Origin of the sequence: Rhodonellum sp., assembly GCF_030656585.1 — a bacterium.
In the GTDB taxonomy this organism is placed as follows: Bacteria; Bacteroidota; Bacteroidia; order Cytophagales; family Cyclobacteriaceae; genus Rhodonellum; species Rhodonellum psychrophilum.
Genome location: NZ_JAUSPP010000028.1, coordinates 103,361 through 129,173, shown reverse-complemented (window position 1 = coordinate 129,173; position 25,813 = coordinate 103,361). Strand labels below are relative to the sequence as shown.

At 43.5% G+C, this 25,813-nt stretch carries 24 protein-coding genes; 7 read left to right on the top strand and 17 right to left on the bottom strand.

Translation table 11 applies throughout. The features are described from left to right. Window positions 1-59: 59 nt before the first annotated feature. The 11 genes from lpxB to Q7J63_RS06735 form a co-directional block, all read right to left on the bottom strand. Window positions 60-1,187 carry a lipid-A-disaccharide synthase gene (gene lpxB, locus Q7J63_RS06785; RefSeq protein ID WP_304884907.1) on the bottom strand — a complete coding sequence of 376 codons (1,128 nt, stop codon included), beginning with the start codon at window positions 1,185-1,187 and terminating at the stop codon, window positions 60-62. Window positions 1,188-1,325: 138 nt separating this feature from the next. Beyond that, window positions 1,326-1,745 (bottom strand): 6-carboxytetrahydropterin synthase, encoded by a 420-nt coding sequence (locus Q7J63_RS06780; protein ID WP_019599994.1) that lies wholly within the window; start codon window positions 1,743-1,745, stop codon window positions 1,326-1,328. A gap of 147 nt (window positions 1,746-1,892) precedes the next feature. Continuing rightward, window positions 1,893-2,555 (bottom strand): hypothetical protein, encoded by a 663-nt coding sequence (locus tag Q7J63_RS06775; protein WP_026333849.1) that lies wholly within the window; start codon window positions 2,553-2,555, stop codon window positions 1,893-1,895. A gap of 63 nt (window positions 2,556-2,618) precedes the next feature. Continuing rightward, complete coding sequence (locus tag Q7J63_RS06770; RefSeq protein ID WP_304884904.1) at window positions 2,619-3,026, bottom strand: DUF4843 domain-containing protein; 408 nt, start codon at window positions 3,024-3,026, stop codon at window positions 2,619-2,621. Window positions 3,027-3,114: 88 nt separating this feature from the next. Then, window positions 3,115-4,629 carry a RagB/SusD family nutrient uptake outer membrane protein gene (locus tag Q7J63_RS06765; RefSeq protein ID WP_304884902.1) on the bottom strand — a complete coding sequence of 505 codons (1,515 nt, stop codon included), beginning with the start codon at window positions 4,627-4,629 and terminating at the stop codon, window positions 3,115-3,117. A 13-nt stretch (window positions 4,630-4,642) separates the two neighbouring features. Beyond that, window positions 4,643-7,705, bottom strand: a complete 3,063-nt coding sequence (locus Q7J63_RS06760) for a TonB-dependent receptor (RefSeq protein WP_304884900.1) — start codon at window positions 7,703-7,705, stop codon at window positions 4,643-4,645. A gap of 547 nt (window positions 7,706-8,252) precedes the next feature. Next, window positions 8,253-10,169 carry an OmpA family protein gene (locus Q7J63_RS06755; protein WP_304884898.1) on the bottom strand — a complete coding sequence of 639 codons (1,917 nt, stop codon included), beginning with the start codon at window positions 10,167-10,169 and terminating at the stop codon, window positions 8,253-8,255. Between the two features lie 4 nt (window positions 10,170-10,173). Continuing rightward, a complete protein-coding gene (locus Q7J63_RS06750; RefSeq protein WP_304884896.1) occupies window positions 10,174-10,800 on the bottom strand; it encodes a 7-carboxy-7-deazaguanine synthase QueE in 627 nt (208 codons plus the stop codon). Between the two features lie 210 nt (window positions 10,801-11,010). Further along, entirely contained in the window at window positions 11,011-11,472 is a 462-nt protein-coding gene (locus Q7J63_RS06745) for a GNAT family N-acetyltransferase (RefSeq protein ID WP_304884894.1), read from the bottom strand. A gap of 113 nt (window positions 11,473-11,585) precedes the next feature. Beyond that, window positions 11,586-12,071, bottom strand: a complete 486-nt coding sequence (locus tag Q7J63_RS06740) for a methylated-DNA--[protein]-cysteine S-methyltransferase (RefSeq protein ID WP_019599984.1) — start codon at window positions 12,069-12,071, stop codon at window positions 11,586-11,588. Between the two features lie 227 nt (window positions 12,072-12,298). After that, the gene (locus Q7J63_RS06735; RefSeq protein WP_304884892.1) at window positions 12,299-12,994 is read right to left on the bottom strand and encodes a helix-turn-helix domain-containing protein; all 696 of its coding nucleotides are present in this window, start codon (window positions 12,992-12,994) and stop codon (window positions 12,299-12,301) included. A 268-nt stretch (window positions 12,995-13,262) separates the two neighbouring features. On the opposite strand from Q7J63_RS06735, the gene dinB reads away from it, so the two are divergent. Then, window positions 13,263-14,453 carry a DNA polymerase IV gene (gene dinB, locus Q7J63_RS06730; protein ID WP_304884891.1) on the top strand — a complete coding sequence of 397 codons (1,191 nt, stop codon included), beginning with the start codon at window positions 13,263-13,265 and terminating at the stop codon, window positions 14,451-14,453. 143 nt (window positions 14,454-14,596) lie between these two features. Here the strand turns inward: dinB and Q7J63_RS06725 are convergent, their stop codons facing one another. Then, window positions 14,597-14,800 carry a dodecin family protein gene (locus tag Q7J63_RS06725; protein ID WP_304884889.1) on the bottom strand — a complete coding sequence of 68 codons (204 nt, stop codon included), beginning with the start codon at window positions 14,798-14,800 and terminating at the stop codon, window positions 14,597-14,599. Between the two features lie 915 nt (window positions 14,801-15,715). Here Q7J63_RS06725 and Q7J63_RS06720 point away from each other — a divergent pair. The 5 genes from Q7J63_RS06720 (at window position 15,716) to Q7J63_RS20845 (ending at window position 20,125) form a co-directional block, all read left to right on the top strand. Beyond that, complete coding sequence (locus Q7J63_RS06720; RefSeq protein ID WP_304884887.1) at window positions 15,716-18,664, top strand: DNA polymerase III subunit alpha; 2,949 nt, start codon at window positions 15,716-15,718, stop codon at window positions 18,662-18,664. A gap of 137 nt (window positions 18,665-18,801) precedes the next feature. Then, on the top strand, window positions 18,802-19,356 hold the full coding sequence (locus tag Q7J63_RS06715) for a transposase (RefSeq protein ID WP_304884885.1): 555 nt from the start codon (window positions 18,802-18,804) through the stop codon (window positions 19,354-19,356). Between the two features lie 128 nt (window positions 19,357-19,484). Beyond that, window positions 19,485-19,796, top strand: coding sequence for a nucleotidyltransferase family protein (locus Q7J63_RS06710; protein ID WP_304884884.1), 312 nt, complete (start codon window positions 19,485-19,487; stop codon window positions 19,794-19,796). Then, window positions 19,777-19,950, top strand: coding sequence for a DUF86 domain-containing protein (locus tag Q7J63_RS06705; protein WP_304884882.1), 174 nt, complete (start codon window positions 19,777-19,779; stop codon window positions 19,948-19,950). Before Q7J63_RS06710 ends, Q7J63_RS06705 begins: the two co-directional genes overlap by 20 nt. A gap of 19 nt (window positions 19,951-19,969) precedes the next feature. Further along, the gene (locus Q7J63_RS20845; protein ID WP_370691873.1) at window positions 19,970-20,125 is read left to right on the top strand and encodes a DUF86 domain-containing protein; all 156 of its coding nucleotides are present in this window, start codon (window positions 19,970-19,972) and stop codon (window positions 20,123-20,125) included. Between the two features lie 97 nt (window positions 20,126-20,222). Here the strand turns inward: Q7J63_RS20845 and Q7J63_RS06695 are convergent, their stop codons facing one another. The 3 genes from Q7J63_RS06695 to Q7J63_RS06685 all read right to left on the bottom strand — a co-directional run bounded on the left by Q7J63_RS06695 (window position 20,223) and on the right by Q7J63_RS06685 (window position 22,799). Next, a complete protein-coding gene (locus Q7J63_RS06695) occupies window positions 20,223-21,086 on the bottom strand; it encodes an alpha/beta hydrolase (protein WP_304884880.1) in 864 nt (287 codons plus the stop codon). Between the two features lie 61 nt (window positions 21,087-21,147). Further along, window positions 21,148-21,546, bottom strand: a complete 399-nt coding sequence (locus Q7J63_RS06690) for a group III truncated hemoglobin (protein WP_019599974.1) — start codon at window positions 21,544-21,546, stop codon at window positions 21,148-21,150. After that, window positions 21,546-22,799: an ectonucleotide pyrophosphatase/phosphodiesterase gene (locus tag Q7J63_RS06685; protein WP_304884878.1), complete on the bottom strand. Its 1,254-nt coding sequence runs from the start codon at window positions 22,797-22,799 to the stop codon at window positions 21,546-21,548. Before Q7J63_RS06685 ends, Q7J63_RS06690 begins: the two co-directional genes overlap by 1 nt. Before the next feature lie 212 nt (window positions 22,800-23,011). Between Q7J63_RS06685 and Q7J63_RS06680 the strand changes: the two genes are divergently transcribed. After that, window positions 23,012-23,635: a Uma2 family endonuclease gene (locus Q7J63_RS06680; RefSeq protein ID WP_019599972.1), complete on the top strand. Its 624-nt coding sequence runs from the start codon at window positions 23,012-23,014 to the stop codon at window positions 23,633-23,635. Between the two features lie 56 nt (window positions 23,636-23,691). Here the strand turns inward: Q7J63_RS06680 and Q7J63_RS06675 are convergent, their stop codons facing one another. Next, entirely contained in the window at window positions 23,692-24,783 is a 1,092-nt protein-coding gene (locus tag Q7J63_RS06675; protein WP_304884875.1) for an agmatine/peptidylarginine deiminase, read from the bottom strand. Next, window positions 24,773-25,648 carry a carbon-nitrogen hydrolase gene (locus Q7J63_RS06670; protein WP_304884873.1) on the bottom strand — a complete coding sequence of 292 codons (876 nt, stop codon included), beginning with the start codon at window positions 25,646-25,648 and terminating at the stop codon, window positions 24,773-24,775. Before Q7J63_RS06670 ends, Q7J63_RS06675 begins: the two co-directional genes overlap by 11 nt. Between the last annotated feature and the right edge of the window lie 165 nt (window positions 25,649-25,813).

Here is a 25,813-nt window from a genome sequence, read left to right as displayed (position 1 = left end):
ATAAATTTACATCCGCGGATGTTGTCAAAAACAGATGTATGAACCCATTTTCATACCTGTCAAAGGACAACATCCGTGGATTTATTTTTTATGGAATCATAGATTAATCCCGCTGTGGTTTCCGAAGCTTTAAAGTCCCCTAGTGTGTTTTTTACTTCGCTATAGCCCTGTAAAATCTTTCCATTGTGGACAGAATCCGCCAAAACCAGACTTAATTCCTTGGATAGGCTATCCACATTGAAATCGTCCTGAATCAATTCTTTCACTATCTCTTTCTCGGCAATCAAATTTACCAAAGAAATGAAAGGTATTTTGATGACCCTCTTGGCTATTTCATAGCTGATAAAACTGGTTTTGTAAACTACAACCTGAGGAACATTAAAAAGGGCTGTTTCCAGAGTAGCTGTTCCAGAGGTGACGATGGCAGCAGAGGCATGATGCAATAGATCATACGTCTGGTCAAAAACAATCCTTATTCCAGCCATGACCGCAGGAGCATAGAGGTCAATCCCAAGATTGTCCACTCCAGCGATTACAAACTGAAAATTGGGGAATTTCGGCACCACTTTAAGCATTACAGAAAGCATATTGTTCAATTCTTGCTTCCTGCTACCTGGTAAGAGGGCAATAATGGGTTGGTATTTCAACTCATTCTTTTGATGGAAAAAAGGATGGGGTTGGTATTTTGATATTTCATCAAATAATGGATTCCCAACATACTGTACATCCAAACCAAATTTTTTGAAAAATTCTGCTTCAAAGGGAAGGATGCAATATACTTGATCGGTTGTTTCTTTTAATTTATAAGCTCTCTTATGATTCCAAGCCCAAATCTTAGGGGGAATATAATAATGGACAGGGATTCCAAGATTTTTGGCAAAAGCAGCCATTTTCATATTAAAACCTCCAAAATCAATCAGGATGAGTGCATCTGGCTTGAATTTCAGAATGTCTTTCTTCAAGAGCCTTAGGTATTTTAAAATTTTCCTGAATCCAAAAACAACTTCAAGGAAACCCATCAAAGAAACCTCATCATAGTGGGTACAAAGGGACATCCCTTGTTCAGCGGATAATTCGCCCCCCATCCCCCTAAAATCAGCCTCTTCATCTACATGTTTGAGGGATTGGATTAAATTCGCAGCGTGTAAATCTCCGGATCTTTCACCCGAGATGATATAGTATTTCATTTTATTTCTTGATGGAAGCTGCTTATTAATTAGAAAAATAACCGTACAATCTATTCCTTAACGCTATTATTTGGGATTTGATCTCTCCATTTGAAAATCAAAACTTATTATATTCAATCGGTATTTATTCAACAAGCATCATTCCCCAAAATACTCCACAAAATTTCTCGGCGTTTCGTAAAGCGTCAGCTTGTAAAGTTTACCATGGGGAACAATTTGATTCACTGCTGGTGCCAATATTTTCCAAAATTCCATCACTAGATTTTCGCAACTGGCCATTTTCCCAAACATGAAATCAACATCCAAATTCAGGTTTTTGTGGTCCACTTTTTCTATTACCAAAGTTTGGATCAATGTGCTCAGATGCTTCAGGTCCACGACGAAACCAGTTTCAGGATCAGGAAGCCCTTTCACAGTGACAATCAATTCAAAATTGTGACCATGCCAATTGACATTGGAACAGGGCCCAAATATTTGAAAGTTTTTTTCTTCTGTCCAGTTTGGGTTCCAAAGTTTGTGCGCAGCATTAAAATGCTCTTTTCTGCAAACGTGTATCATTGAATAGTGAAATTGAAAGGGCAAAATTAATGAAAAAGATGGTTATATGGCAAAAGGATTCATCCAATCAAAAGAAAGAATGCAAATCTCCTCATATAATCCCTCTATCATCAAAAAAGGGAAGCAAAATGCTTCCCTTTTCAATTCTTAAAGATTCAATCCCTTTATCAATCGAGTGACATCGGAAAGATTACTCAAATCAAGACTCCAATCCTTTTCCAAGCTCAAAACCTTTTCATAATCCGGCCCAAAAATACTTGCCAAATTTTTCTTTTTGGCTTTCCACAACTTCACTTCTCCATCCTTGACAACATACAGTTGTTCACGGCCTTCAAATACCTTCGCTCTCTGAGAGCCATAAGAGGCGCCTGAATCATCCATTATCACTTTGAATTTGTGATTGATCAGCGTGTACTCCCCATCAACCAATATCTCGACAAAACGATTCGGACCTACGGAAGGAATCGCATATCCTGATCTGTAAACCGATGGGTTGGATTTTTCATTCAACACAAACCCAAAAATTTTATTGGCGTCCAATGCCAACAATTCCCCCTCAATTCGATATTCCAGCTTGTTGGTGAAAGCATTGAAGTTAACCATCAAATTTTCTGCTGTATCCCTCTCGGAAAAAATGATTTTACCCAATTCAAAATCTCCAACATAAGGCGAGCCTTTCATGTCTGGATAGGGATTGGCCAACACTGGCATACCTGTGGTGCCATCCTTCAATAAATTAAGTTGAGCAAAAACAGTATTCGTAGAGAAGAATACCAAAAACGCGAACAATCCTAAACTAACTATCTTCATGTTTTAAAAATAAAAAAAAAGGCCGATAAAATCGGCCTTTTTTCAAACTAAATTTTGCAATAATTAAGCACCTGGCGCTGGTGGCGCTGGACGCGTAATTCTCAATTGAACTCTCTTGTGGTTCTCGCTTGGCGCAAGGTTAGCATTGCCAACCAGCTCTAAGAGCACGTCAACAGAACCGCCGATCGCTCCAGTGTTGGGGATGGTTACCGCAACTGTAGCAAAACTGGAATTGGCAGGAATGACAGCAGTGCCCGACACCGTGAAATCAGTCCCTGAAACACCTGTGGTTCCTTCTGGAACTACTGTGTAGGTAATGGTTTCATCACTTGTTCTATGAGCTCCCACAAGGTTTACCTGTAGGTTTACTGTACCAACTGTATTCGCTACAGTTATTCTTGGATAAGTAGCTCCAGCTGCTGGGCCTCTTACCACTGCATCCTGAAATTCCACCACTGCGCCTGACCACAAAGGGTAGTTTTGTTCAATGCATGATGAAAATGCAAAGACTAAGACCAGTGAAAATATTGAAAGTATTTTTTTCATAGTTGTATCAATTTTAGTAACCTCTGTTTTGGTTTAGGTTAGGATTACCATCCACCTCTCTTTGAGGAATTGGAGGAAGGAATTTGAAATCATCAAAAGGAAGAAGCACGTTTGGTGTTGTCTTCACAATGTCTTTTCCATGCCTCTTCAAATCGAAGAAACGATGCCCTTCGAAAGCGAATTCTTTAAATCTTTCCAATAGGATTTCGTCCAATAGCGCCTGACCTGTGAGATCAACCGGCTGTAAACCTCTTAGCCCTTTGAAAGCATTAAGTTCCGCCAAAGCATCAGCCGCATTGTTCAATTGATAATTGGCTTCCGCTCTGTTCAAATGCATCTCGGACTTTCTGATTACAGGGATATTGTCACCATAAGCAAATCCATTTTTACTGAGGAACTTGATGCTTTCGATTTGACGACCTGCACCTCTCACAGTGTTACCTGTTGTATAAAGAAAACCTCTGATATCATCGTTTCTGGTCACGTCATAATTGTTGTTGTCTGTAGCAGAACCACCAACTAAAAGCGGAGTCAATCCAAAGAAACCTCTAACCCTAGCATTTGGGATAAAATCTCCCCATCCTCCCTGCGAATTTTTGTTTGTCAAATTTAAAAGAGTGGAATAAGTAGATTGAAGAGATTCGTTAACACCAATACTTTCGCCAGCGATAGAAAATCTAACTTCGAACATGGATTCAGGATTGATGTCTGTTTTCCAGCCATTCACATAACCTGTACCACTTTGGACAGACCCTACAGCACTCGCCAAGGCGGCTGTGGATTCAGCTACTGATTTTGCCCAATCCCCTCTGTACAAGGCAACTCTTGACAACAAAGCCGAAGCTGCCCCTGAAGAAGCAAATTGTGTTCCTCTTGAAGTCAACAACGTTTTAGCGGATTCCAAATCAGCGTAGATCTGATCATAAACAGCTGGTATGGTCGCTCTTGAAGATTTCCTGTTAAAAGCAGCATCAGAAGTGATTACACCTTCCAAAACCAAAGGAATACCACCCTCATCAATCACACCAGGCTGATAAATCGCGGTGGGGATATAGGAATAAACCTTAACCAAGTCAAAGTAATACAAAGCACGGAGGAATTTTGCCTCACCTTCCCACCTTGCCAATTGGGCTGGGGAAGCACCTTGCACATTGGAAAGTCCATCTAAAATCAAATTCGCTTCATTGATGGCGAAATAACTGTTTTGCCATAAACCTGCTCCGAAGTGTGCATTGGGTTGGTTGTTGTTTTCACCGATCAAACGTCCACTGTTGCTGGTGGTTTGTCCAACGTCAGCCAAAGCATCTGAAAGAGCCAACAAGTCTCTTCCATAATTGGAAACGGGTCTCAACCTGGCATAGACCGAGTTGATGGCTGCATCAACAGCATCTGGGGTATTGAGTGCTCCACTGGCGTCTATTGACTGCCGGGGATCCACCTGTAGCAGATCATCACAAGAAGTCATTACCAAGGAAGCGGCAAAGAACAGTGACAACGCTACTTTATTTATTAATCTTATTTTTTTCATCTTTATTCTTTTTTTAGAATCCAATTTTAATACCTACAGTATAGTTTTTGGTCAATGGAATCTGACCTGTACCTGCTCCAGTGAATTCAGGATCATATCCCGGATAATCCGCGTAAGTCCACAAATTTAATCCCTGTGCATAGATTCTTGCACTGGAAAGACCAAGGCTTCTTAGTGTCTGTGGTTTAAAATTGTAAGCAAATGTCAACTGGGACAATCTCACAAAGTCTGCCTTCAAAAGACCTGCTGTACCACTGTTTCTTCCAGCACCCCTAACTTCGTTACCTGCATTGGTGGTAAGGTTTCTTGGGATATCCGTGATTTGACCTGGCTCCATCCATCTTCTGTCATGTACTTCGCTCAAAGCGTTAAGTGCCAAACGCGTTCCGTTCTCCCTAAGGAAGCTATACTGTCCATCTCCTACAACTGCTCCATATTCATAAGTGAAAAAAGCCGTTAATTCAAATCCTTTGTAGGAAATAGTATTGTTCAAACCACCATAATAAGGAGACAAGTTAGAACCATTGTAAATTCTATCGGCAGCCAAAGGAAGGTACGTGATGTTTCTATTGATATCATACCACATTGGGCGTCCGGTGGCAGGGTTTACACCTGCATATTCAGCTGCAAAGAAAGAACCTGGTGCTGGTGCACCTGCAAAAGGAGGATTACCAACAGGTTGACCCACTGCGATTCCTGGATTGGCTGGTAATGCCTGAAGGCCATCATATAGGCTGATCACTTGATTTTTGATATACGTGAAGTTGAAGGAAGTATTCCATCTGAAACCACCTCGGTCAATATTCACAGTGGAGATTTCAACCTCTATACCTTTGTTCTGAAGCTCTCCAACATTGTTGGCGATTGATCCGAAACCATTGGTCCAAAGGATTGGCTGATCCAACAAAAGGTCTTTTGATCTTCTGTCAAACACATCGATCGCTCCAGAAACTCGGTTGTTGAAGAAACCGTAATCTAAACCTAAGTTGAAAGTTAGATTAGATTCCCAACCCAAATTCAAATTGGCCAAAGAACCTGGACGAATACCTGCTAAACCTGAATAGTTTCCGGCTCCACCATATAAACCTCTTGCACCAAAGTTATCAATTTGATCATTACCTGTTTTACCATAAGATGCTCTTATTTTCAAATCAGATACTGCTTCTGAATCCTTCAAGAAACTTTCTTCTTTCAAATACCAACCCACTCTAATGGAAGGGAAAAGACCATATCGGTTGTTTTCTCCGAATCGTGAGGAACCATCATAACGTGCCGTTACCGTGGCCAGATATTTTTTATTGTAATCATAGTTTGCGGAAATAAATCCACCCACTCTTCTGTATCCAGTCCAAAATCCTGAGATGGATTCAGGCGTAGCTGCAGACTGAATTGTTCTGAATTGGAAAGTTGGGAAACCAATACCTGCTCCAGAAATTCCTTCTCTTGTTTCAGACAAATATTCCAAACCTAGGATGGCAGAAACATTGTGAACATTAGAAAACGATTTGTTCCAGTTCAAAGTCTGTGTGGTGATAAAACGAGTCCTCCAATCGGATTGAACAGAACTTCTACCTCTCACACCGGCTCCATCTGGAGTCCTTGGATCGCGGTAACTGTCTCCTTGAAGCAATCTATAGTCAATACCTACCAAAGACCTGAAGGTAAGGTTGTCTGCTATTTTGTAAGTACCAATGAGGTTACCAACAAGCGTATTGGTTCTTTGTAGACCTGAATTGTAATCATTAACCAAGACAACGTTTTGTCCCAAAACGCCTCTAATGGCTGTATTGTAAGTACCATCTTCATTGTAGATCGCATTGTGTGGCAATACTGCAGAAGCTGAGAATGCAGGACTTCCCAAGAATGCACCATCAATAGCGAAAGGAACGTTTTGTTGGAAAGTAGAAAGGTTTACTGTTGTTTCAATTTTCAACCTCGCATTCGCCTGATGGGCCATAGCCAATCTGATGGTTCCTCTTTCAAAATCCACTGGCTTGAAAGAAGACTCTTGGTAGTTGTATGAACCGGAAACAAAGAATGTAGTCTTCTCATCTCCACCTGAAACAGACAACTCATAATTTTGAAGTTGACCAGTTCCCATCACTTCTCTCTGCCAATCATAGGTAGGCAATCCCGTTCCTATTGCCTCAAGCTCTGCTTGAGAAAGCGTTTGCCAGTTCGCAGGAAGCACGCCCATGTTATTCAAAGCATTCGCTTCGGCTGAAGCATTTCCTGAGTTTTGGAAAGCTTCTCTTCTCATTTGGTACCATTCAGAGCCCCCGAGGACGTCCAAATATTTCATTGGTTCAGTCTGACCTGCAAAAGCATTGAATTCAAATCTTGCTTTTCCTTGCTTTCCTTTTTTGGTTGTAATGATCACCACACCATTTGCTGCTTGTGAACCGTAGATGGCTGCAGAAGCTGCATCTTTCAAGATCTCCATTGACTCGATGTCATTTGGATTCAAAAAGGCAAGTGGATTGGATTGGGTAAAATTGGAGTTGGATGCGTTGTTCAACTGCACTCCATCAATGATGAAAAGCGGCTCGTTACCTGCGTTGATAGAACCAACACCCCTAATACGAATGTTTACCGCTCCACCCGGAAGACCATTGGATGATCTTACCTGTACACCTGCAGCACGACCTTGCAAAGCTCTGTCAAATGACTGCATTGGAAGGTTTTCGATCAATTCACCTTTAACGGATGAAACCGCTCCGGTAACCTCTCTTTTTAATTGCGTACCGTAACCAGTTACAATCACCTCGCTCAAGCTGGTGATGTCCGGCTGCAATACAATGTTGATCTGCGTACGGTTGCCAATAGTGGCCTCCTGCGTTGTCGATCCTACAAAACTGAACACAAGAACATTGTTGCCCTGTGGTACATTGATTGAAAACTTACCATCTAAATCGGTAGCTGTACCGGTAGTGGTTCCTTTCACAATGACTGATGCACCTGGAATCGGCTGTCCATCCTCAGCGGACGTAACCGTTCCAGTCACTACACGACTTTGCGCAAATGCAACAGCACTGGCGAAAAGAAGCATAAGTCCAAGAAGTAAAACTTTCCTCATTTTATTTTTTTTTAGTTTAACGATATCTCAATTTTATCCAATCTCTTCTAATAATCCAAAATTTTACAAAAAGTTTATATCTGTTCGGATGTTTTAGACATTGTTTAATCTGACGTTTTATCACCATTAAAAGAATAATAATTTGTAAAAAAGAATATACACAGTCAAAAAAAATAAAATACAGGTCATTAAGTATGGACAAACAAAATAATATTTTTTTTAACTTTCATTAACAATTAAATACCGCCAGAAAAATAAATCAATTTTTTTTAAACAATTTTAAAAAATAATCCAATCATTATTATTGTACTTTTTTGAAATGAAAAATCAAATAAATTATATTTATTTTTTTTAAAATATAATTAAATAAAGAGTCATAAAACTCAAAACTCAAAGAAATGAAAAGTCTAAACATAGCGATTAAACGCCGTTTCCCCTTTATTTCAATTGAACAATTCATAAATTGCAGAATTTTAATAAAGCGTTGTAATAATTTTAAAAATAATGTATAGACATGGTTATTTTTGACACAAAGGGGTGAGTCATATTACTGAACCATGATCGTAATCCTCCTATTGAAACTGCGGTTCTCTGCGGTATCATTGGGTCTAATGGGCTGCTTGTCTCCTTTACCCAATGTATATATCCTTCCATAATGGATCCCTTTGCCCAATAGGTACTTCTTGACACTTTCGGCTCTTCGCAAACTGAGATTTTCATTATAGCTCACATTCCCAACATTGTCGGTATGGCCGATGATGGTAATGTTGACATTGTGGTTTTGAAGCAAAAAATCGTTGAGCCGCTTGAGTGAACTCATCGACTGGGATTGCAATTCGTCTTTGTCAAAATCAAAAAATATGTTTTCGAACACAAATTCTTCACCCGACGCGATCGGGGTCATTTCTATATTGAGATTATCCCTATCCTGCAAATTGTCCCTTTCTACATTATAAATTTTCGGCAAATACCCTTCCTTTTCCACATAAAGGCCAGAAAAGGATTTGTCTGGATAGAGCATCATAAATTCACCGGTTTTTCCATCGGACCGAAATTCATACAAAGTACTGTCATTGACGAGACTGACCAAAGACAGCCTGGCTTCAATCGGCTCACCTGTCTTGATATTGAGTACCCTTCCTTCGGTGACCATAAGTTTCTCACCCAAGTCAATCTCTTCCGGAAACTGAAAACGATGCAAAAAAGACCTTTCCACACCCCCAGACAATTTACTTTCGGTATAATAGGCATAATCCCTTTGGGCTGTGATGAAGAGTGAAAACTGGTCCAAATGGTCGTTGATGGGATAGCCCAGGTTTTCGGGCTCCATAAACTCACCATTCTCTACCCTGGACATGAACAAATCCATTCCCCCAAAGCCGCGATGACCATTGGAAGCAAAGAAGATGATTTCATTGTTAAAGTAAATAAAAGGAGAAACCTCATCCTTGGAAGAGTTGACCTTCGCCCCAAGGTTTTTGGCCTCAGACCAGGATCCATCTGGCTTCCTGAGCGTGTACCAAATGTCATTGCCCCCGAAACCTCCACGTCTGTTGGAGGAAAAAAACAAAATCCGGCCATCCGCAGAAAGGGAGGGCTGCGAATCCCAAGAACGGGAATTGACATTTTTGCCCATGTTGCTGGGTCTTTGCCAGTGGTTGTTCACCCGATACGCTATATAAAGATCGCAACTCCCAAAGGAATCCGGCGCATCACAGGAGGTATAAATCAGGATCTTCCCATCTGCCGAAATGGTACAGGTCCCTTCATTATAAGGTGTATTGATATTGTCAGCAATCCCCACCGGCTTGGTCCAACTTTCCCCATCGTCTCCCAGATAGGAAACAAAAATATCCTCATGCTGGGAGGAATGGGTTCCATCTCGTTTTGTAAAAAGAATTTTTCTGCTGTCGGCAGTCAAAACCGGGAAATATTGAAGAGAAAATTGATTGAGGGGTTCGGGAAGTACTTCTTTTTTGATCACCAGGGCCTTGTCCAGCTGCTCTTGGATAAAGGCTATTTGGGTTGCGATTTCTCTGTAATGGAGGCTTTTCTTGAATTCAACGGAATGAAGGCCGTCTACCTTTTCAAACTCCGCTAAGGATTTTGAAAATTCACCCATCTGAAGATAACAATGGGTCTTGAGCCATCCAAAATCAGCCTTGATTTGGCTGGAAGCTTTGGCCGCTCGTCCCAGTCCTTTTTCGGCCACTTCGAGCGCAGCTTCCGGGCTTCCTTTTGTCAACAAAATCCTACCCCATTTGATATAGGACTCAAAAAAATTGGCTTCTCTGGCAATAGAGGCTTTGTATTTCTCTATGGCCTCATTGTACATGCGCTTCGATACCAGCTCATCCCCTTCCTGATGCATTTTGATTGCCCTTCCATCAATAATGGAATAACCCTGCGAGAAACCCACATGGCAAATCAACATCAACAACAATAACAGGCTGGTTAGCTTCATGGGCTTATGGGATTTCCATAAATTTATGCGTTTGGAGCGAAACTTTCCAATTTGGATGAGATTTTACGTAATCTATTATGGAATTGATGAACAAATCGGACTTACTCCACTCCGGCTGGAGCAATTTTCGGCAATTTTCCCTTACCAAGACTGCATGCTTCTCTGCAAAATTGAAATCTGACTTGTGAAAAACCACCACTTTCAATTCATCCGCTACTGCATATATACTTGGATGTGGCGTCTTGAATTTTTTTGGGGAAAAACATACCCAATCGAAATCCCCAGAAAAGGGATGGGCGCCCGAAGTTTCTATATTGGTAGTGAACCCATTTTCCTTCAGCAAACGTGTTAAGGGATCAAGGTTATACATCAAAGGTTCTCCGCCGGTGATCACCACCAGCCTTCCCGGATACTGAAGTGCGCCTTCCACGATTTCTTCAATCGGCAGGACCGGCCATTTGGCAGCCTCCCAAGATGCTTTCACATCGCACCAAACACAGCCCACATCACAACCTCCCAGGCGGATAAAATAAGCGGGGGTACCTGAAAAAGTTCCTTCTCCCTGAATCGTGTAAAACGCCTCCATCAAGGGAAGCATTGTTCCTGCTGCTACTGCTGTCTTTTTTTCCATATCAATTTTTGATGAAGCGGGTGATCGAACCGCTGGACTCTTTTTTTTGGACTGCAAAGGTACTGGATTGCCCAACAACTCTACCATTGAGGGGAGATAATCTTTTGGCACTTGCCTTGGCCTTTGGCAATGAAAACGAAAAAAGTGAGTAGAAGTTGTTGGGGAATGCGGCTTGAAAAAACAGCCATCTGGTCAAGAGCAAAAGCTAGCTCAAAGTTCGATCTCCATTTTGATGTCACAGCGAAGGTATTTGCCACACTCAGGCTCGAGCTCACGGAACCCGAATTTCCTATAAATGATGAGTGCCGCCTCCAATTTGGAGTTGCTGTAAAGCACTACTTTTTTAGCCCCCATCTCCTTGGCTTTTTCCAGAATGGCCTTCACGAGCATTTGCCCTACTTTCTTGCCTTGGGCTTTGGGCCTGACGCCCATCTTGATCATTTCATAAACACCTTCTTCCATTTTGACCAAACCAACTGTTCCGATGATTTCCTTTCCCTCCTTGGCAAAAAGAATGGCTCCGCCCTTGGAGAGGATATGCTTTTCTGGATTTTCGAGTTGCATGACATCAAAGGGTTCAAGTGAAAAATATTGGATGACCCATTCTTTGTTGATCTGCTCAAAGGCAGGCTGCAATTCGGGAGAATAGGGGATGATTTCAATGGTTTCCATGATCGGTTCTGGATTTTTCAATGAAGATAAACAGGGACTATTGAAATTCCAGCAAAAAATAAAAAGGAGTTTAAAAAATCAAGATACTCCGAAGAGCCATGAGTTTTCGGCAATCAAAAACTTAGGCTCACCTGCTTGCCGATTTGGTCTTTTTTTTCAAGATCAAGGAGTTCGGATTTCCGCCAAAGTCCTCCGGCATAACCGGTCAACTGTCCCGATTTTCCAATTACCCTGTGACAGGGGAGCATGATCAGGATGGGATTGGCGCCTATCGCCGAGCCTACGGCCCTTTCCGCTCCGGGTTTCCCCAATTTGAGCGCTATTTTTTCGTAGGTACTTGTTTCACTAAAGGGGATTTTATTGATCTCCAGCCATACTTTTCGCTGAAAATCCGTCCCGCCCAAGGCGACGGGAATATCAAATGTTTTCTGTTTGCCTTGGAAATACAAACCGAGTTGTATCCGCACATCCATCAACACACCGTCGAGGAATTTATCCGGAGCGATTTCGTCCGTAAACTGTAAAGAAATGAGATATCCGTCAAAAACTTCCACTTTGACGTTGCCCAAAGGCGTCTCCATCACCGCATAATCTCTCATATTTATCTCTCTTTTTAAGGTTCAGACTCACTTTGATCAATAAATACTCTCACTACAATATAAGGATAACGGAATTAAAGGGATTTTGTCTTTAAAGTAATCAAAATCTTTAGGTAGGCACTGTTAATTTATGATAAAAAAAGAATATTAAAAAGATAAGCTTTACAAGATACTCGAATCTCGACGAAGCCCTACCCTTTTTCATCTTGAGGAGCGACATTCACCACCTAAACCATCATCAGTCTGTACCGCCATACTTCTCTTAGGTCGGAGACTGCCACTTCAAAGGGTTTGTAGAGGGGATTACCCGAACAGAGGAGTAGTTTTTCGTTTTCCCGGATCTGATTGTAGGCGATCTTGAAGGTGACGCCGTCCTGTTCGGTGACGATCACGTACTTTTCGCCATCCTTGATGGCCGTCCAATCATCCATGTATTCGCAGACAATCCATGCCCCGTCGGGGATCGGCAACATCGAATCCCCATCCACTTGGAATACCCGGTGTTTTTTGTCCATGGGCAAAAAAGGAAGGGAGAATCTCGGCAAGTCTCCGATGTAATCCGGATCCGCAAAACCGGCAAGATAACTGGCTTTGGCCCTTTGGGAAACCACCTCGATCAGCTCCCTTCCGGTAGCATCCACCGTGGTGGTCAGAATGCGGAGGTTGCGGCCACGGAGAAACTGATCCGTTTCCAAAAGCTCCCGAAGCTTAAATTCCGAATATTTCTCCAGCTCTTCCCGCAGCAGCATGTCTACCGACACCCCAAAATAGTCCGAAATGGACAACAGCGTCTCCAGTGTAGGATTGATGTTGAGTTCATACCCTGCCAACTTGGACCTGCTGATCCCAATGGAATCTGCCATGGTCGCCTGAGTGACATTTTTCCGTTTTCGGAGGAATTTGATGTTGGAATGAAGAATCATAATCAAATTGAAATTAATGTAACAGTAAATAGATGGAATACTTGGAGTCCAATATTTTTTTAGAATTTCGGAGGCTGTTTTAAAATGCATCCAAAACGGCCTCCGACAGGGGAATTGTCTCAATGTATGTCTGCCTTAATTTTACGAAATGACATTTCATTTATTTTAAGGACACCAACCGTCGCGATATATTTCCTCTCTTTCCCAAATATAAAAACTTTTGCTTAAATTATAAACATTAAAATGTTAATTTAATTGTCAAATAGTCATGGAGGGGAGAAGAAGTATTGTCCATATGGATCTGGATTCGTTTTTTGTGTCGGTGGAGCGCCTGTATGACAGTCGGCTGGATGGGAAACCGATCCTTATCGGTGGATCGGGCGACCGGGGCGTCGTGGCTTCCTGCAGCTACGAGGCACGGAAGTTTGGCGTACATTCGGCCATGCCCATGCGGACGGCCCGGCAACTCTGTCCCGAGGCATTGATCATCCGGGGGGATTTTGAGAAGTACAGCCAAAAATCCCACGAAATCACCGAGATCATCCGGGAAGATGTGCCCCTGTTTGAAAAGTCCTCGATCGATGAGTTTTACATCGATTACAGCGGCATGGATCGGTTTTTTGGTTGCTTCAAGATGGCGCAGGAACTCCGCCAAAGGATCATCAAGGAAAGTGGGCTGCCGATTTCGCTGGGGCTTTCGGAAAACAAAACCGTCTCCAAAGTCGCCACCGGAGAGGCCAAACCCAACAACGCACGGGAAATCCCTTACGGCTTGGAAAAACCTTTTCTGGCTCCCCTATCCGTCCGCAAGATTCCCATGATCGGGGAAAAAACCTCACACATCCTGTACAATATGGGGGTCAAAAAAGTGCAGACCCTGCAGGTCATGCCATCCGAACTGCTCGAAGCCACTTTCGGCAAAAACGGCACCATGATCTGGGAAAAAGCAAATGGCATAGACCGATCGCTGGTGACGCCCCACTCCGAGGCCAAGTCCATCTCTACGGAAAACACCTTCGAGCAGGACACCATCGATGTCAAGATGCTCGAAGCCAACCTGATCGCCATGACCGAGCAGATTGCGACCAAGCTGCGGCAGAAACATCAGCTGACGGCCTGCATCAGCATCAAGATCCGATACTCTGATTTTGACACCCATACCGTGCAGCAGCGCATTCCTTACACCTCGGCCGATCATGTGCTGATCCCGATGGTCAAAGCACTATTCAAAAAACTCTACAACCGCCGGCTGCTCATCCGGCTGATCGGCGTGCGCTTCAGCAATCTGGTCCATGGCAATTACCAGATCAAGCTCTTCGAAGACACCCAAGAACAGATCAACCTCTACCAAGCGCTGGATCGGCTCAACACCAAATATGGCGACAAAACCGTCTGCCGCGCCATCGGCATGTCCGTAGGCAGAAGGCGGTTCAATCCGTTCAATGGGGTGGCGATGTGAAATGGGATATGCGTGCGTTTCGATTCATGTAAACCTGAGATTCGGGTTCAAATGAAAGCCTTGAAAAAATGTCAGCTAAAAATCAGGTTCCGGTATGTCCTAAAGACAAACCGGAACCAAAAAGTGGGTCACGACCACAAATTTTAATGCTCCACCACAAACGATATTTTCGCATTCACCCCAAAAGAAACAATTTCATTGTTGTCAACCTTTGCCGTCATTTCTTTGATGTAGATTGATTTGATGTTTTTGATACTTTTTGAAGCCTCCTTCAAGGCGTTTTTTGTGGCATCATCGAAACCTATCGTTGACGTTGCGATCACTTCAATTACTTTTACAATGCTCATGGCTTTTTGGTTTAGGTTAAATAATTTTTTACAACTCCTTTAAAGTTAGCCTTATTGTATCAAGAATCCATCCTTTAGAAGCTTGATTATTTGGGATTTACACCAACACATCGATTTTTTTTTACAATAAAGCCACCCTTCATAAAACCATGCATCGATAGTGCATGTAGGATTTGGATATATCTCCCCTCAGAGGGATCAAATCCGTGTTGTGCAATACCACAACTCTATTCCAATATGAAATCGCCCAATAATCAGTATTTGTTTGCAATTTTTGACTTCACCATATCGGAAATACCTCTTGCTGTTCAAATAGTCTGATTTTTTTCAGTGATACCCCTATTAGGAAACGGAATGCATATTTCGAATTAAAATGCTGCTTCTCACGGTATCATTTCAGGCAAAGCCCTATTTATAAAAAACCTTATAAAAGACCATCAAACCATCGGGCCAGTATGCGCCAAATAAGGACATGTTCGTTCCTATGGTATTTCTCCTGTTTTTAGCATCCTTCCAATCAAACGCCACCAGCGTAACGTGCCCCAGCCAGTTGAATACAGTAACAATTATTTTTTCAATCCTGCTTTCCTCAAAAAAATGGCTTTCCCTCCACAGCTGTTCAAATTATTCTCTGCAAGCCCTTGCTTTACATCTTCTTTTATGTTTAAATTATAAACAATAAAATGTCTATTTAATCAACAATTTGAACAGCATCTGCTCTCCAGAAATAGAAAAATAAGGTGAAAACATGCTTGCGCAAAACAAAGGAAATATGCTCTGAAAAACCACTTTGCACAAGAGCGGCGGTTGATTTCCACTCCTGATAACATCCATGCTTTATAACCAATAAAAGCGGTGGAGCCTTCCTCCTATATGACCTGATTACCCCATTATCAATACTTACATAAACAAACCATGCTCCTCAACTGTCACTCACACTTCAGCTTCAAATACGGGACGATGTCTGTGGAAACGCTGATCGCTGAAGCGAAGGGCAAGAAACTCGATGCCCTGGCACTGACAGACATCAACTCCACCGCGGGTGTTTTTCCTTTTATCCGGGAAGCGCAAAAAAACGGCATTCATCCCGTCATCGGCATCGACTTCCGGAATGGCATCCGCCAGCAATATATCGGCTTGGCCGGCAATCAGGAAGGATTTTTCGAACTGAACAAGCATCTATCCCAACACCGCATCAAAGGAATCGCCTTTGACCAAAGAGCGCCCGCCTTCGGCAACAGCTTTGTCATCTACCCCATGACGGAGAAGCACTTTGCCCTACGGGAAAATGAGTTTATCGGCATCCATCCCAGTCAGATCAAAAAACTGAAATATTCCGTTTGGGCAAATCACAAGGACAAGCTCGTCCTGCTCCAACCCGCAAGCTTCACCTCCAAGCTGACCTTCAATGCCCATCGGCTCCTCCGTGCGATCGATGGCAACACACTCCTGAGCAAACTCGACCCTGAAGAACAGGGCGACATCGGCGATATGCTCTACAGCTATGCCGACATGGTGGCCCGCTGCGAGGGTCACAGCTACCTGCTTTACAATGCGCAAAAGCTGCTGGAACGCTGCCAGTTTTCCTTTTACTTCCAAGCCGTCAAAAACCGTCGGGATGTCCGTGGATCGGATTGGGAAGACTACGACTACCTCCGGCAGGAGACTTTCAAGGGCGTGATCAAACGCTACGGAGAACTGGATGACAAAATAGAGGCCCGCATCGAAAAAGAGCTCGAACTCATCCAACAAAAAGGATTTGTCTCCTACTTCCTGATCAATTATGATCTCGTGAACTATGCGTACAGCAAAGGATACTACCATGTCGGTCGGGGCAGCGGCGCCAACAGCATCGTGGCCTATTGCCTGTGCATCACCGATGTGGACCCGATTGAACTGGACCTGTACTTTGAGCGGTTTATCAACCTGTATCGGGAAAACCCGCCGGACTTTGACATCGATTTTTCGTGGAAGGACCGGGATGACGTGATTGACTATATTTTCAAAAAATACAATACTCCCGAGGACGAACACGTCTGTCTGTTGGCCACCCATTCCACTTTCCAGTACAATTCCGTCCTGCGCGAACTCGGCAAAGTCTTCGGCCTGCCCAAGACGGAAATCGAATCCCTGATCTTCCATGCCAACAAACCCGGCTACGCACCCGACCAATACGGCAAACTCATCCTGCGCTACTCTGAGGTACTCAAAGACATGCCCGCCCACCTCAGCATCCACGCAGGCGGCATCTTGATCGCACACAAACCCATCCACTACTACACCGCCACCGAAATGCCGCCCAAAGGCTTTCCCATTTCCCATTTCGACATGCACGTGGCAGAGGACATTGGCCTGCACAAGTTTGACATCCTCAGCCAAAGGGGATTGGGACATATCAAAAGCGCCATCCAGATCATCCAGCAAAACCAAAACATCTCCGTCGACATCCGACAGGTAGCCCAATTCAAAAAAGATCCCAAAATCAAGCAGTACCTTCGGGATGGCCACACCATCGGTGCCTTTTATGTAGAATCGCCTGCCATGCGCATGTTGCTGGCCAAGATGAAGGCCGACGAGTATCTGGAGCTGGTCGCCGCCAGCTCCATCATCCGTCCCGGCGTGGCCCGGTCGGGGATGATGCGGGAGTATATTTTGAGACATGTGGACAAGGGAAGAAGAAAAATGGCCCATCCTGTTCTCCATGACATCATGCCGGAAACCTATGGCATCATGGTCTACCAGGAAGATGTGATCAAGGTGGCACATTATTTTGCAGATCTTTCGCTGAGTGAGGCGGATATCCTGCGTCGGGGGATGAGCGGAAAATCCCGCTCCAAAGACGAATTCCAGCGTGTGGAAAAACAGTTTTTTCTCAACTGCCAAAAAAAAGGCCATGACCCCAAGATCACCGATGAAGTCTGGCATCAGATCGAGAGCTTTGCAGGGTATTCATTTGCCAAGGGACACTCGGCCTCCTTTGCGGTGGAAAGCTATCAAAGCCTCTACCTCAAGGCCTACTTTCCGCTGGAATTCATGGTAGGCGTGATCAACAACTTCGGGGGATTTTACCATACCGAGTTCTACATCCACGAACTCCGCATGAACGGCGCCGACATCCAGGCCCCACATGTCAACGAAAGCGATTACCTGACCAACATCAAGGGAAAAACTGTCTATCTGGGATTTGTCCACCTAAAATTCGTGGAGAAAAACAGTGTGGAAAAACTGCTTCGGGAAAGGCTGGCCAATGGCTTTTTTCTCGGGCTGGCAGACTTCGTGGCCCGGGTGGAGATCAGTCTGGAGCAAGTCCTGATCCTGATCCGGATCGGTTGCTTCCGGTTTACCGGCAAGACCAAGCAGGCGCTGCTTTGGGAAGCCCATTTCATCCTGAACAAGCGCCGACCGGTAAGCGGCGGCCAAGGACTCTTCAAGGAACCGGGCTTCCGTGAACTTCAAATCCCAACACTGGAACCCGCCGACATCCGTCAGGAGATTGTGGATCAATTGGAAATTCTGGAGTTCCCGCTAGACTCCCCTTTCCTGCTGCTCAAAAACCAAAGTGTTCCCGGCATCAAAGCCAAGGACATGAAAATGTACCTCGGCAAGCGCGTGCAGGTCATCGGCTATCTCGTCACGATCAAGTACACCCGCACCGTGAAGGGCGATGTGATGAACTTCGGCACCTTTGTCGACCGGGACGGCCACTGGATCGACACGGTCCACTTCCCTCCCGTGGTCAAAAAACACCCTTTCAAAGGCCGCGGCATCTACCTGATCAAAGGCAAAGTAACCGAGGAATTTGATTTCTACAGCATCGAGGTCACAAGCTGCGAAAGGATGGAATACTGGAATGCCGGGGATTAGGCCGATGGTTCAAGTCTTCAGACTTGGACCACTACAATGCAGTCTTCAGACTGCTTTCATCAAAGACAAAGTCCTGAACCACTACTTTTAACAAAAAACCACTAAATTGAAATATCGACCAGCCTAACTTTTTCAAGATGAGCAGAAAATACAAGATCAGGGATCAGGACAAACTTTATTTTGTGACATTCACGGTAGTAGAATGGATTGATCTATTTACCCGAAGGGAGTACAGGGATATTTTTTTGGACTCACTCAGATATTGTCAAAAAATCAAAGGTCTGGACTTGTGTGCCTATTGTGTGATGTCAAGCCACATTCATCTGATCATCGGGAGAAATGGGGAATTACCTTTGGAAGGCTTGATCAGGGACATGAAAAAATTCACTTCCGTGAAGATTTTGGAAGCGATAAAAATAAATGCTGTAGAAAGCCGAAAAGAGTTTTTGCTTTGGCATTTTGGAAAAGCTGGCAGATCCAACCCCAACAACACCCACTTTCAGGTATGGCAACAACACAGTCATCCAATCGAGCTGAACACAAATAACAAAGTAAGCCGCTGTCTTCACTACATCCACCAAAATCCGGTAGAAACCGGAATTGTCCTGTCCCAAGAAGATTATTTGTATAGCAGTGCAGCCAATTATGCGGGATCGTCGGATACGTTGATAGAGGTGGTTTTGATTGAATGAAGGAAGTGCGTGGTCGTATGGTCGTGCTGTAAGTACAGTCTGAAGACTGTGTAATGGTGGTCCAAGTCTGAAGACTTGAACCAATTGTTTGGCAAGCAGGCCATATTATTTCTTGTTATATTTAGGTTATGAAAGATTTGGCTATCGATTCTCAGAAAATTGAGAAACTGTGTAAACAACATCATGTAGAAAGGCTTCACCTTTTTGGTTCCGCACTAGGGGATGATTTTAAACAGGATTCGGACATGGATTTTCTGGTTAAGTTCGAGGATATGGAGCTTTCCGGCTATTTTGAGAATTTTTTGAACCTCAAAGAAAAACTCAGTGAATTGGTCAACAGGGATATTGACTTAGTGGAAGAACAAACCCTCAAGAATCCCATTCTAATCGCTTCTATAAACAAGAATAAAAAATTGATTTATGGACAGCAGGATCAATAAATGGCTATTTGATATCCTCGTCTCCATTGAAGAAATTCAACAATTTTTAAAATCAGCCCAAGTTGAAGTTTTTATCGATTACCAAAATAACAAAATGCTCAAAAGGGCTACCGAAAGGAATCTTGAAATCATCGGCGAGGCGATGACCGAATAATCAAACGTGATCCAAATTTATCAATCATCTTCCTGAATCCAAATCTATCATTGGCCTGAGAAACCAAGTCATTCATGCCTACGACAATATTTCTGATGAGAATATTTGGTCGATTTTAATCCGCCATCTGCCAGAGTTGGAAAAAGAAATAAAGGCTTTGATCACAGATTCTTGACTAGGAAAATTTACAGTCTGAAGACTGCGATATGATGATCCAAGTCTGAAGACTTGAACCAGATCTTACTTAAACCATATCTGACTTGGACCCTCCCCTACTCGGTTTCCCCCATAAAATCAAGCATCCATCGGTAAGCCTTGTTCGGGGTGTAGAGAAACTGGGCAATCATCGGGACATGCCTTTTTCTTTTTTGAAGATGGAAATTCGGCTCAGATACGTATTTTTTGTATTCCTCCAAAAAGCTCTCGGTGGATTTTTCTATACTCGGAAGCGTCTTCTCTCCCATCAGGATCAACAGTGGTGGCATTTCCTCATCTAAGTGGTACATTGGTGAAACATCCTTCCAAACCTGGGGGTCATCCGTGAATGCCTTGAGATAAGAAGTCCCGGGAGCATAATCCTTCTGCATCAGAAATCCATACATATCCAATCCTGCGCCATCGATGAGAACAGCACCTTTGATTGGGTTTTTGATACCCAAAGTATCAAAATAATCATCTCTGATAGTAATCAAACTGGCCAAATGCCCGCCGGCAGAATGTCCGGAGACAAAAATCTTTTCTGGATCTCCCCCATACTCACCGATATTTTCCTGAATCCACTGAACCGCCTTCGCGGAAGCCTTGGCCATATCGTGTACTTGGTAATCCGGACTCAATGGATAATCCATCACCACAGCCACCACATCTTTCCTTGCCAATCTGTTGCCGAAAAAATCATAAATATCCTTGTTTCCGGAATTCCAACTCCCTCCATGAATAAACAAAAGGACATTCTTTTCCCCCTTGGCTTTCTTGGGTGCAAAAACGTTTAGCTTTTTTTCGGGAAGGTTGCCGGCAAAACCCTCCTCCATGTACGTGATGTTTTTGGAGCGGGTCACGCCATTGAAGGAGCAGGAGGAACCAATGGCAAGAATTGAAAACAAACTGATAATCGGTAAAAAGGAATTTTTGAACATGTACCCAAGGATTTTAAACACAACCGAAATTCTTAAGAACATGTTCATTTACCGCAACCCCTCATTTTATTCCTCTTGCCTCCATGATTCTAAAAAATAGAATATGCGCCATCTTGCGCGCATGTTCCTTGGCATAGTCTGCCACTTCTCCCTGGAAATGGGAATCCAATGTGGAAAACCACAGCTCCAGCCAATTGCCGAAATGGGCCTGCTGGATCTGGCTATGGGTAGCCTGATCCACTTCCTTGTGGACTTTTACGGGATTGAATTGGCCGGCTCCGGGACCGGATTGGAGCAAGACCATTTCCCAAAAATCCGTCAAATGCTCCAAATGAGCCGGCCAATCCTTTACCACCGAATTGAAAATCGGCCCCAGACTTTCATGCTTTCTGACTTTGTCGTAAAACGTATTCACCAGAAAAGATACTTCTTGTCTGTTCACTATTTCTTTCCTATCCATTATTTTTCTTTCAAAATCGGTTCAAGTATTTCAAGATTCCCATCTATGTCAGCCGGAATCGGCAATCCCAGGATAGTCGCCAACAAGGGATATATATGAATATTTTCAAATGGTGAAATCAACAACCCTTCCTTGACCATCGGCCCACTGGCGAAAAAGATGCCATGCATGTCCTTAAACTCAGGGCTGAATCCATGCTCCCCAAAGACATCTGTTTTGAACATGGCGGACCTGTTTTGATAAGAAACCATGCCTTGGGTCGTGGCCAAATAATACCCTAAATCCGGAAGGATGATCAGATCCCCAAATCGGTTTCTATACTTTTCAATATTCTTATAATATTCCCTGTCCGATACTTTGACCACTTTGAAATGATTTTCAGATTTTTTCAATTTCTGATAAACATCCACCAATTCCTCGGTATTTTCCAAATGAAGGTGGGCCAAAGCGCCGTTGTTGACGACTCTTGCTGCAAAACCGTCGGTGATAGAATCAAGGTTGAGCAAATTCTCTTTGGGAATATTGGTCATCCCATGGTCGGAAACGATGAAAATGTTGATGTCCAGGTCAAAACTCTTCAGCCCTTCAAACAAAGCGCCCAATTCATGGTCCAATTTCTCCAGTCTTCCACCGATTTGTTCGTCATTATCCGGGCCATATCGGTGTCCTACATTATCCATATCAGAAAAATACAGTGAAATCATTCTCGGCCTTTGATCCTCCGGAAACTGTAGCCATTCAAATACCTTGGACACTCGAGTAAGATTGGGGACGCTAGCATCAAAATTGAAATAATAGCTTGGATGGATTCCCTGAATGGGTGCCTCCGACCCTACAAAAAAATAACTTGCGGCTTTCAACCCATTTTGTTCTGCCAATACCCAGATAGGTGTGCCTCCATACCAATACCCATCTTCGACGATATCCCTGCTTCCCATAGAATAGACAAGGTCTTTTTCGGGTTCATAAAAGGAATTGTCTACCAATCCATGGTTTTCGGGTTTCATCCCCGTGGCAATGGTATAGTGGTTGGGGAAAGTCTTGCTGGGAAAAGAGGGAATCAGCGCCTCAGCGGAAGTTCCACTTTGGATAAATTTCGAAAGGTTTTCTGGTTCGAACCTTTCTACGTAATCATGTCTAAAACCATCAAGAGAAATCAGAATCACATATTGTTCTCTATCCTGTGAAAAAGCCTGGGTATGAATGAGAATCGAAAAAATAAATACAGCCAAAATGAATTTCACATAATTCATTGCTTTCGGTTTTAATTTGAACTCAAAAGTAACGAAAGAAAATTTGGTAGCCAATTTGGTTTTATTCCGGGGTGAAAATAATGGTTATCCGAAAGTATCCAAACTGAGAAAATCCTTCGTTCCTTAGTCCCTCACAAAAAACCATGAAGAACCCTTTCTAATATCCCAAAGTTTTTATTCTTCCCAAGCAATTTTTTTTTAAATTTAGTAATATGAAAGATTTTGAGACCAAAGCGCCAGATCATCATAAAACCGAGGAGCCATTTACCGAATATGGTATTTATTCCTATGCAGATTATTTGACTTGGGAGATGGATGAAATGGTGGAAATCATCAAAGGAAAAGTCTTCAAATCGGCTGCAGCTGCCCCAAGAAGAGTTCATCAAAAGATATTCGGGAATGTTTTTACAAAACTGCACAACTTCCTAAACAATAAACCTTGTGAAGCTTATGGTGCGCCATTTGACGTAAGGCTTCCTGGCAAGTCAAAAAAGAATACAGCTATTTTCACCGTAGTCCAACCTGATATCTGTGTGGTTTGCGACAAAACCAAGTTGGATGAATTCGGGTGTATCGGTGCTCCTGATCTGATTGTTGAGATACTTTCTCCGGGAAACAACAAAAAAGAACTCCAAAACAAATATGAAGTGTATGAAGAAAGTGGGGTAAAAGAATATTGGATCATTCATCCAAACGAATTGACACTTTTGATCTATACGCTGCTTGAAGGGAAATATGTACCCTCCAAACTTTTTACAATAGGTGATATTGTGAAATCAATTTGCATCCCGGGATTCGAACTTGACCTGGAGGATATTTTCTCAAATCTGGAATAATAAAATCCCAAGCATTTTACCTGGGATTTTATTATTCTAAAACTTTTTACTCACATTCACACCAAAGGTTCCTGCTGACTCAGGCAATGGAAAGATCCCAATCCCCATATCAAATCCAAAGAATCCACACCCACCACTTTCCTGTCCGAGAAGCATCCACTGAGGATATCCAATGCCTTGTCATCATTGTCATCCCTGAAGGTTGGAACGATCACATATTTATTGGAAACATAGAAATTTGCATAGGAAGCCGGCAATCTCATGTCTTCGAACACGATCGGCGCAGGCATCGGTAGCTCAATGATATTGAGCTGCTTGCCATCTTCCAACCGGAGTTTTTGAAGCAAATCCAGATTTTCTTTCAAGGGCGCATAATTCTCGTCGGAGGCATTCTGCTCCACCACGGTCACCACGGTATCCGCATTGACAAAACGGGTCAAGTCATCGATATGCCCATCGGTATCATCTCCCAAAATACCGTCATTCAGCCAGAGTACGTTGCTGACACCGTAATAATCGATGAGATATTGCTCGATCTGTCCTTTGGAAAGGTGAGGGTTTCGGTTGGGGTTGAGCAGACAGGCTTCCGAGGTCAGCACGGTCCCCTTGCCGTTGAATTCCACGGAGCCACCTTCCATGACGATGCCCGGCGTAAAACAGGGAATATTCAGGTATTCTGCAATCTTGATGGGAATCTGGTTGTCCAGGTCATAGGGAGGATATTTTTCACCCCAGGCATTGTAGTTCCATTTGACCAAGGCTTTTTTGCACTCGGCTTCCGGATTGATCAAAAAAGCCGGCCCATGATCCCTGCACCAGGCATCATTGGTAGGAAAAAAATGAAACTGGATATTGCTCAGGTCCGCATTTGCCAACACCAAATGTGCCGTAGCAAATTGTCTCATGGCCTCATTGGCGACGTTGATGTGGACCAATTCTCCCTCAGCGACCAGTTTGATAAATTCTGCATAGGCTGAAAATATCGTATCGATCTTTCCTGGCCAAGAAGCTTCCTTGTGCGGCCAGCTCAGCCATGTACTGGCGTGCGGGCCAAATTCAGCGGGAAATATATAGCCTAGGGAGGCGGGTGTGACCTTTCCCGATTGGGCAAGGCTAAAAATCTCAGAGACGATGGGATTAATCTTCATCGATAAAGCGCTTTAAAATGGGTGAGTAGCTATCAATCCTTCTGTCCCTGAGGAATGGCCAATGGGTTCTGTACCGCTCGGATTTGTCCAAATCGATTTCCTCTACATGGACTTCCTCGGCGATATGGTCCGCTTGGTAAATCACTTTTCCGAAGGCATTGGAAAAAAAAGAACCACCCCAGAACCTCATATTTCCTTCTTCGCCGACTCGATTCACCGAAATCACGGGAATACCGTTGGCTACGGAATGCGAACGCTGGATGGTTTGCCAAGCCTGGTATTGGTCTTCATTCGTTTCGGCATCCTGCTCCACGTGCCAGCCGATCGCCGTTGGATAAAACAACATTTCGGCACCCATCAGGGCGGTGATCCTGGCCGCCTCCGGATACCATTGATCCCAACAAATCAAGACACCGATAGTGGCAAACTTGGTTTTGAAAACCTTGTAACCCAAATCACCGGGAGTGAAATAAAACTTCTCATAATAGCCCGGATCATCCGGAATATGCATTTTTCGGTATTTTCCGAGGTAAGTTCCATCCGCATCCAATACGGCGGTGGTGTTGTGGTAAAGTCCACTGGCCCTTTTTTCAAACAGCGAGGCAATGATCACCACACCCAATTCTGCGGCAAGCCCTGATAAAATATCGGTGGATGGGCCAGGTACGCTCTCGGCCAATTTGAAATTTTCGTATTCCTCCACATCGCAAAAATACAGCGATCGAAACAATTCCTGAAGGCAAACAATCTTTGCACCTTTTGCGGCGGCATCTCTGACGCCTGCGATGGTTTTTTGCAAATTGGATGCTGGGTCATTGGAGCAGCTGAGCTGAACAATTCCTACATTTACAGTTCTATTTGACACCTTGAATTCCTTTTTTGATATACAATTTCTTGATTATGGGCAAATATAAGCCCCTTGATTTGGTAAACAAAGATATTTTTCAGCACCACAGCCGGTTTCCAATCTAGATCCCAAATGCGCCACAACTTCCTGTATTTTGACAAAAAACCCTTTTATCAAACTTGG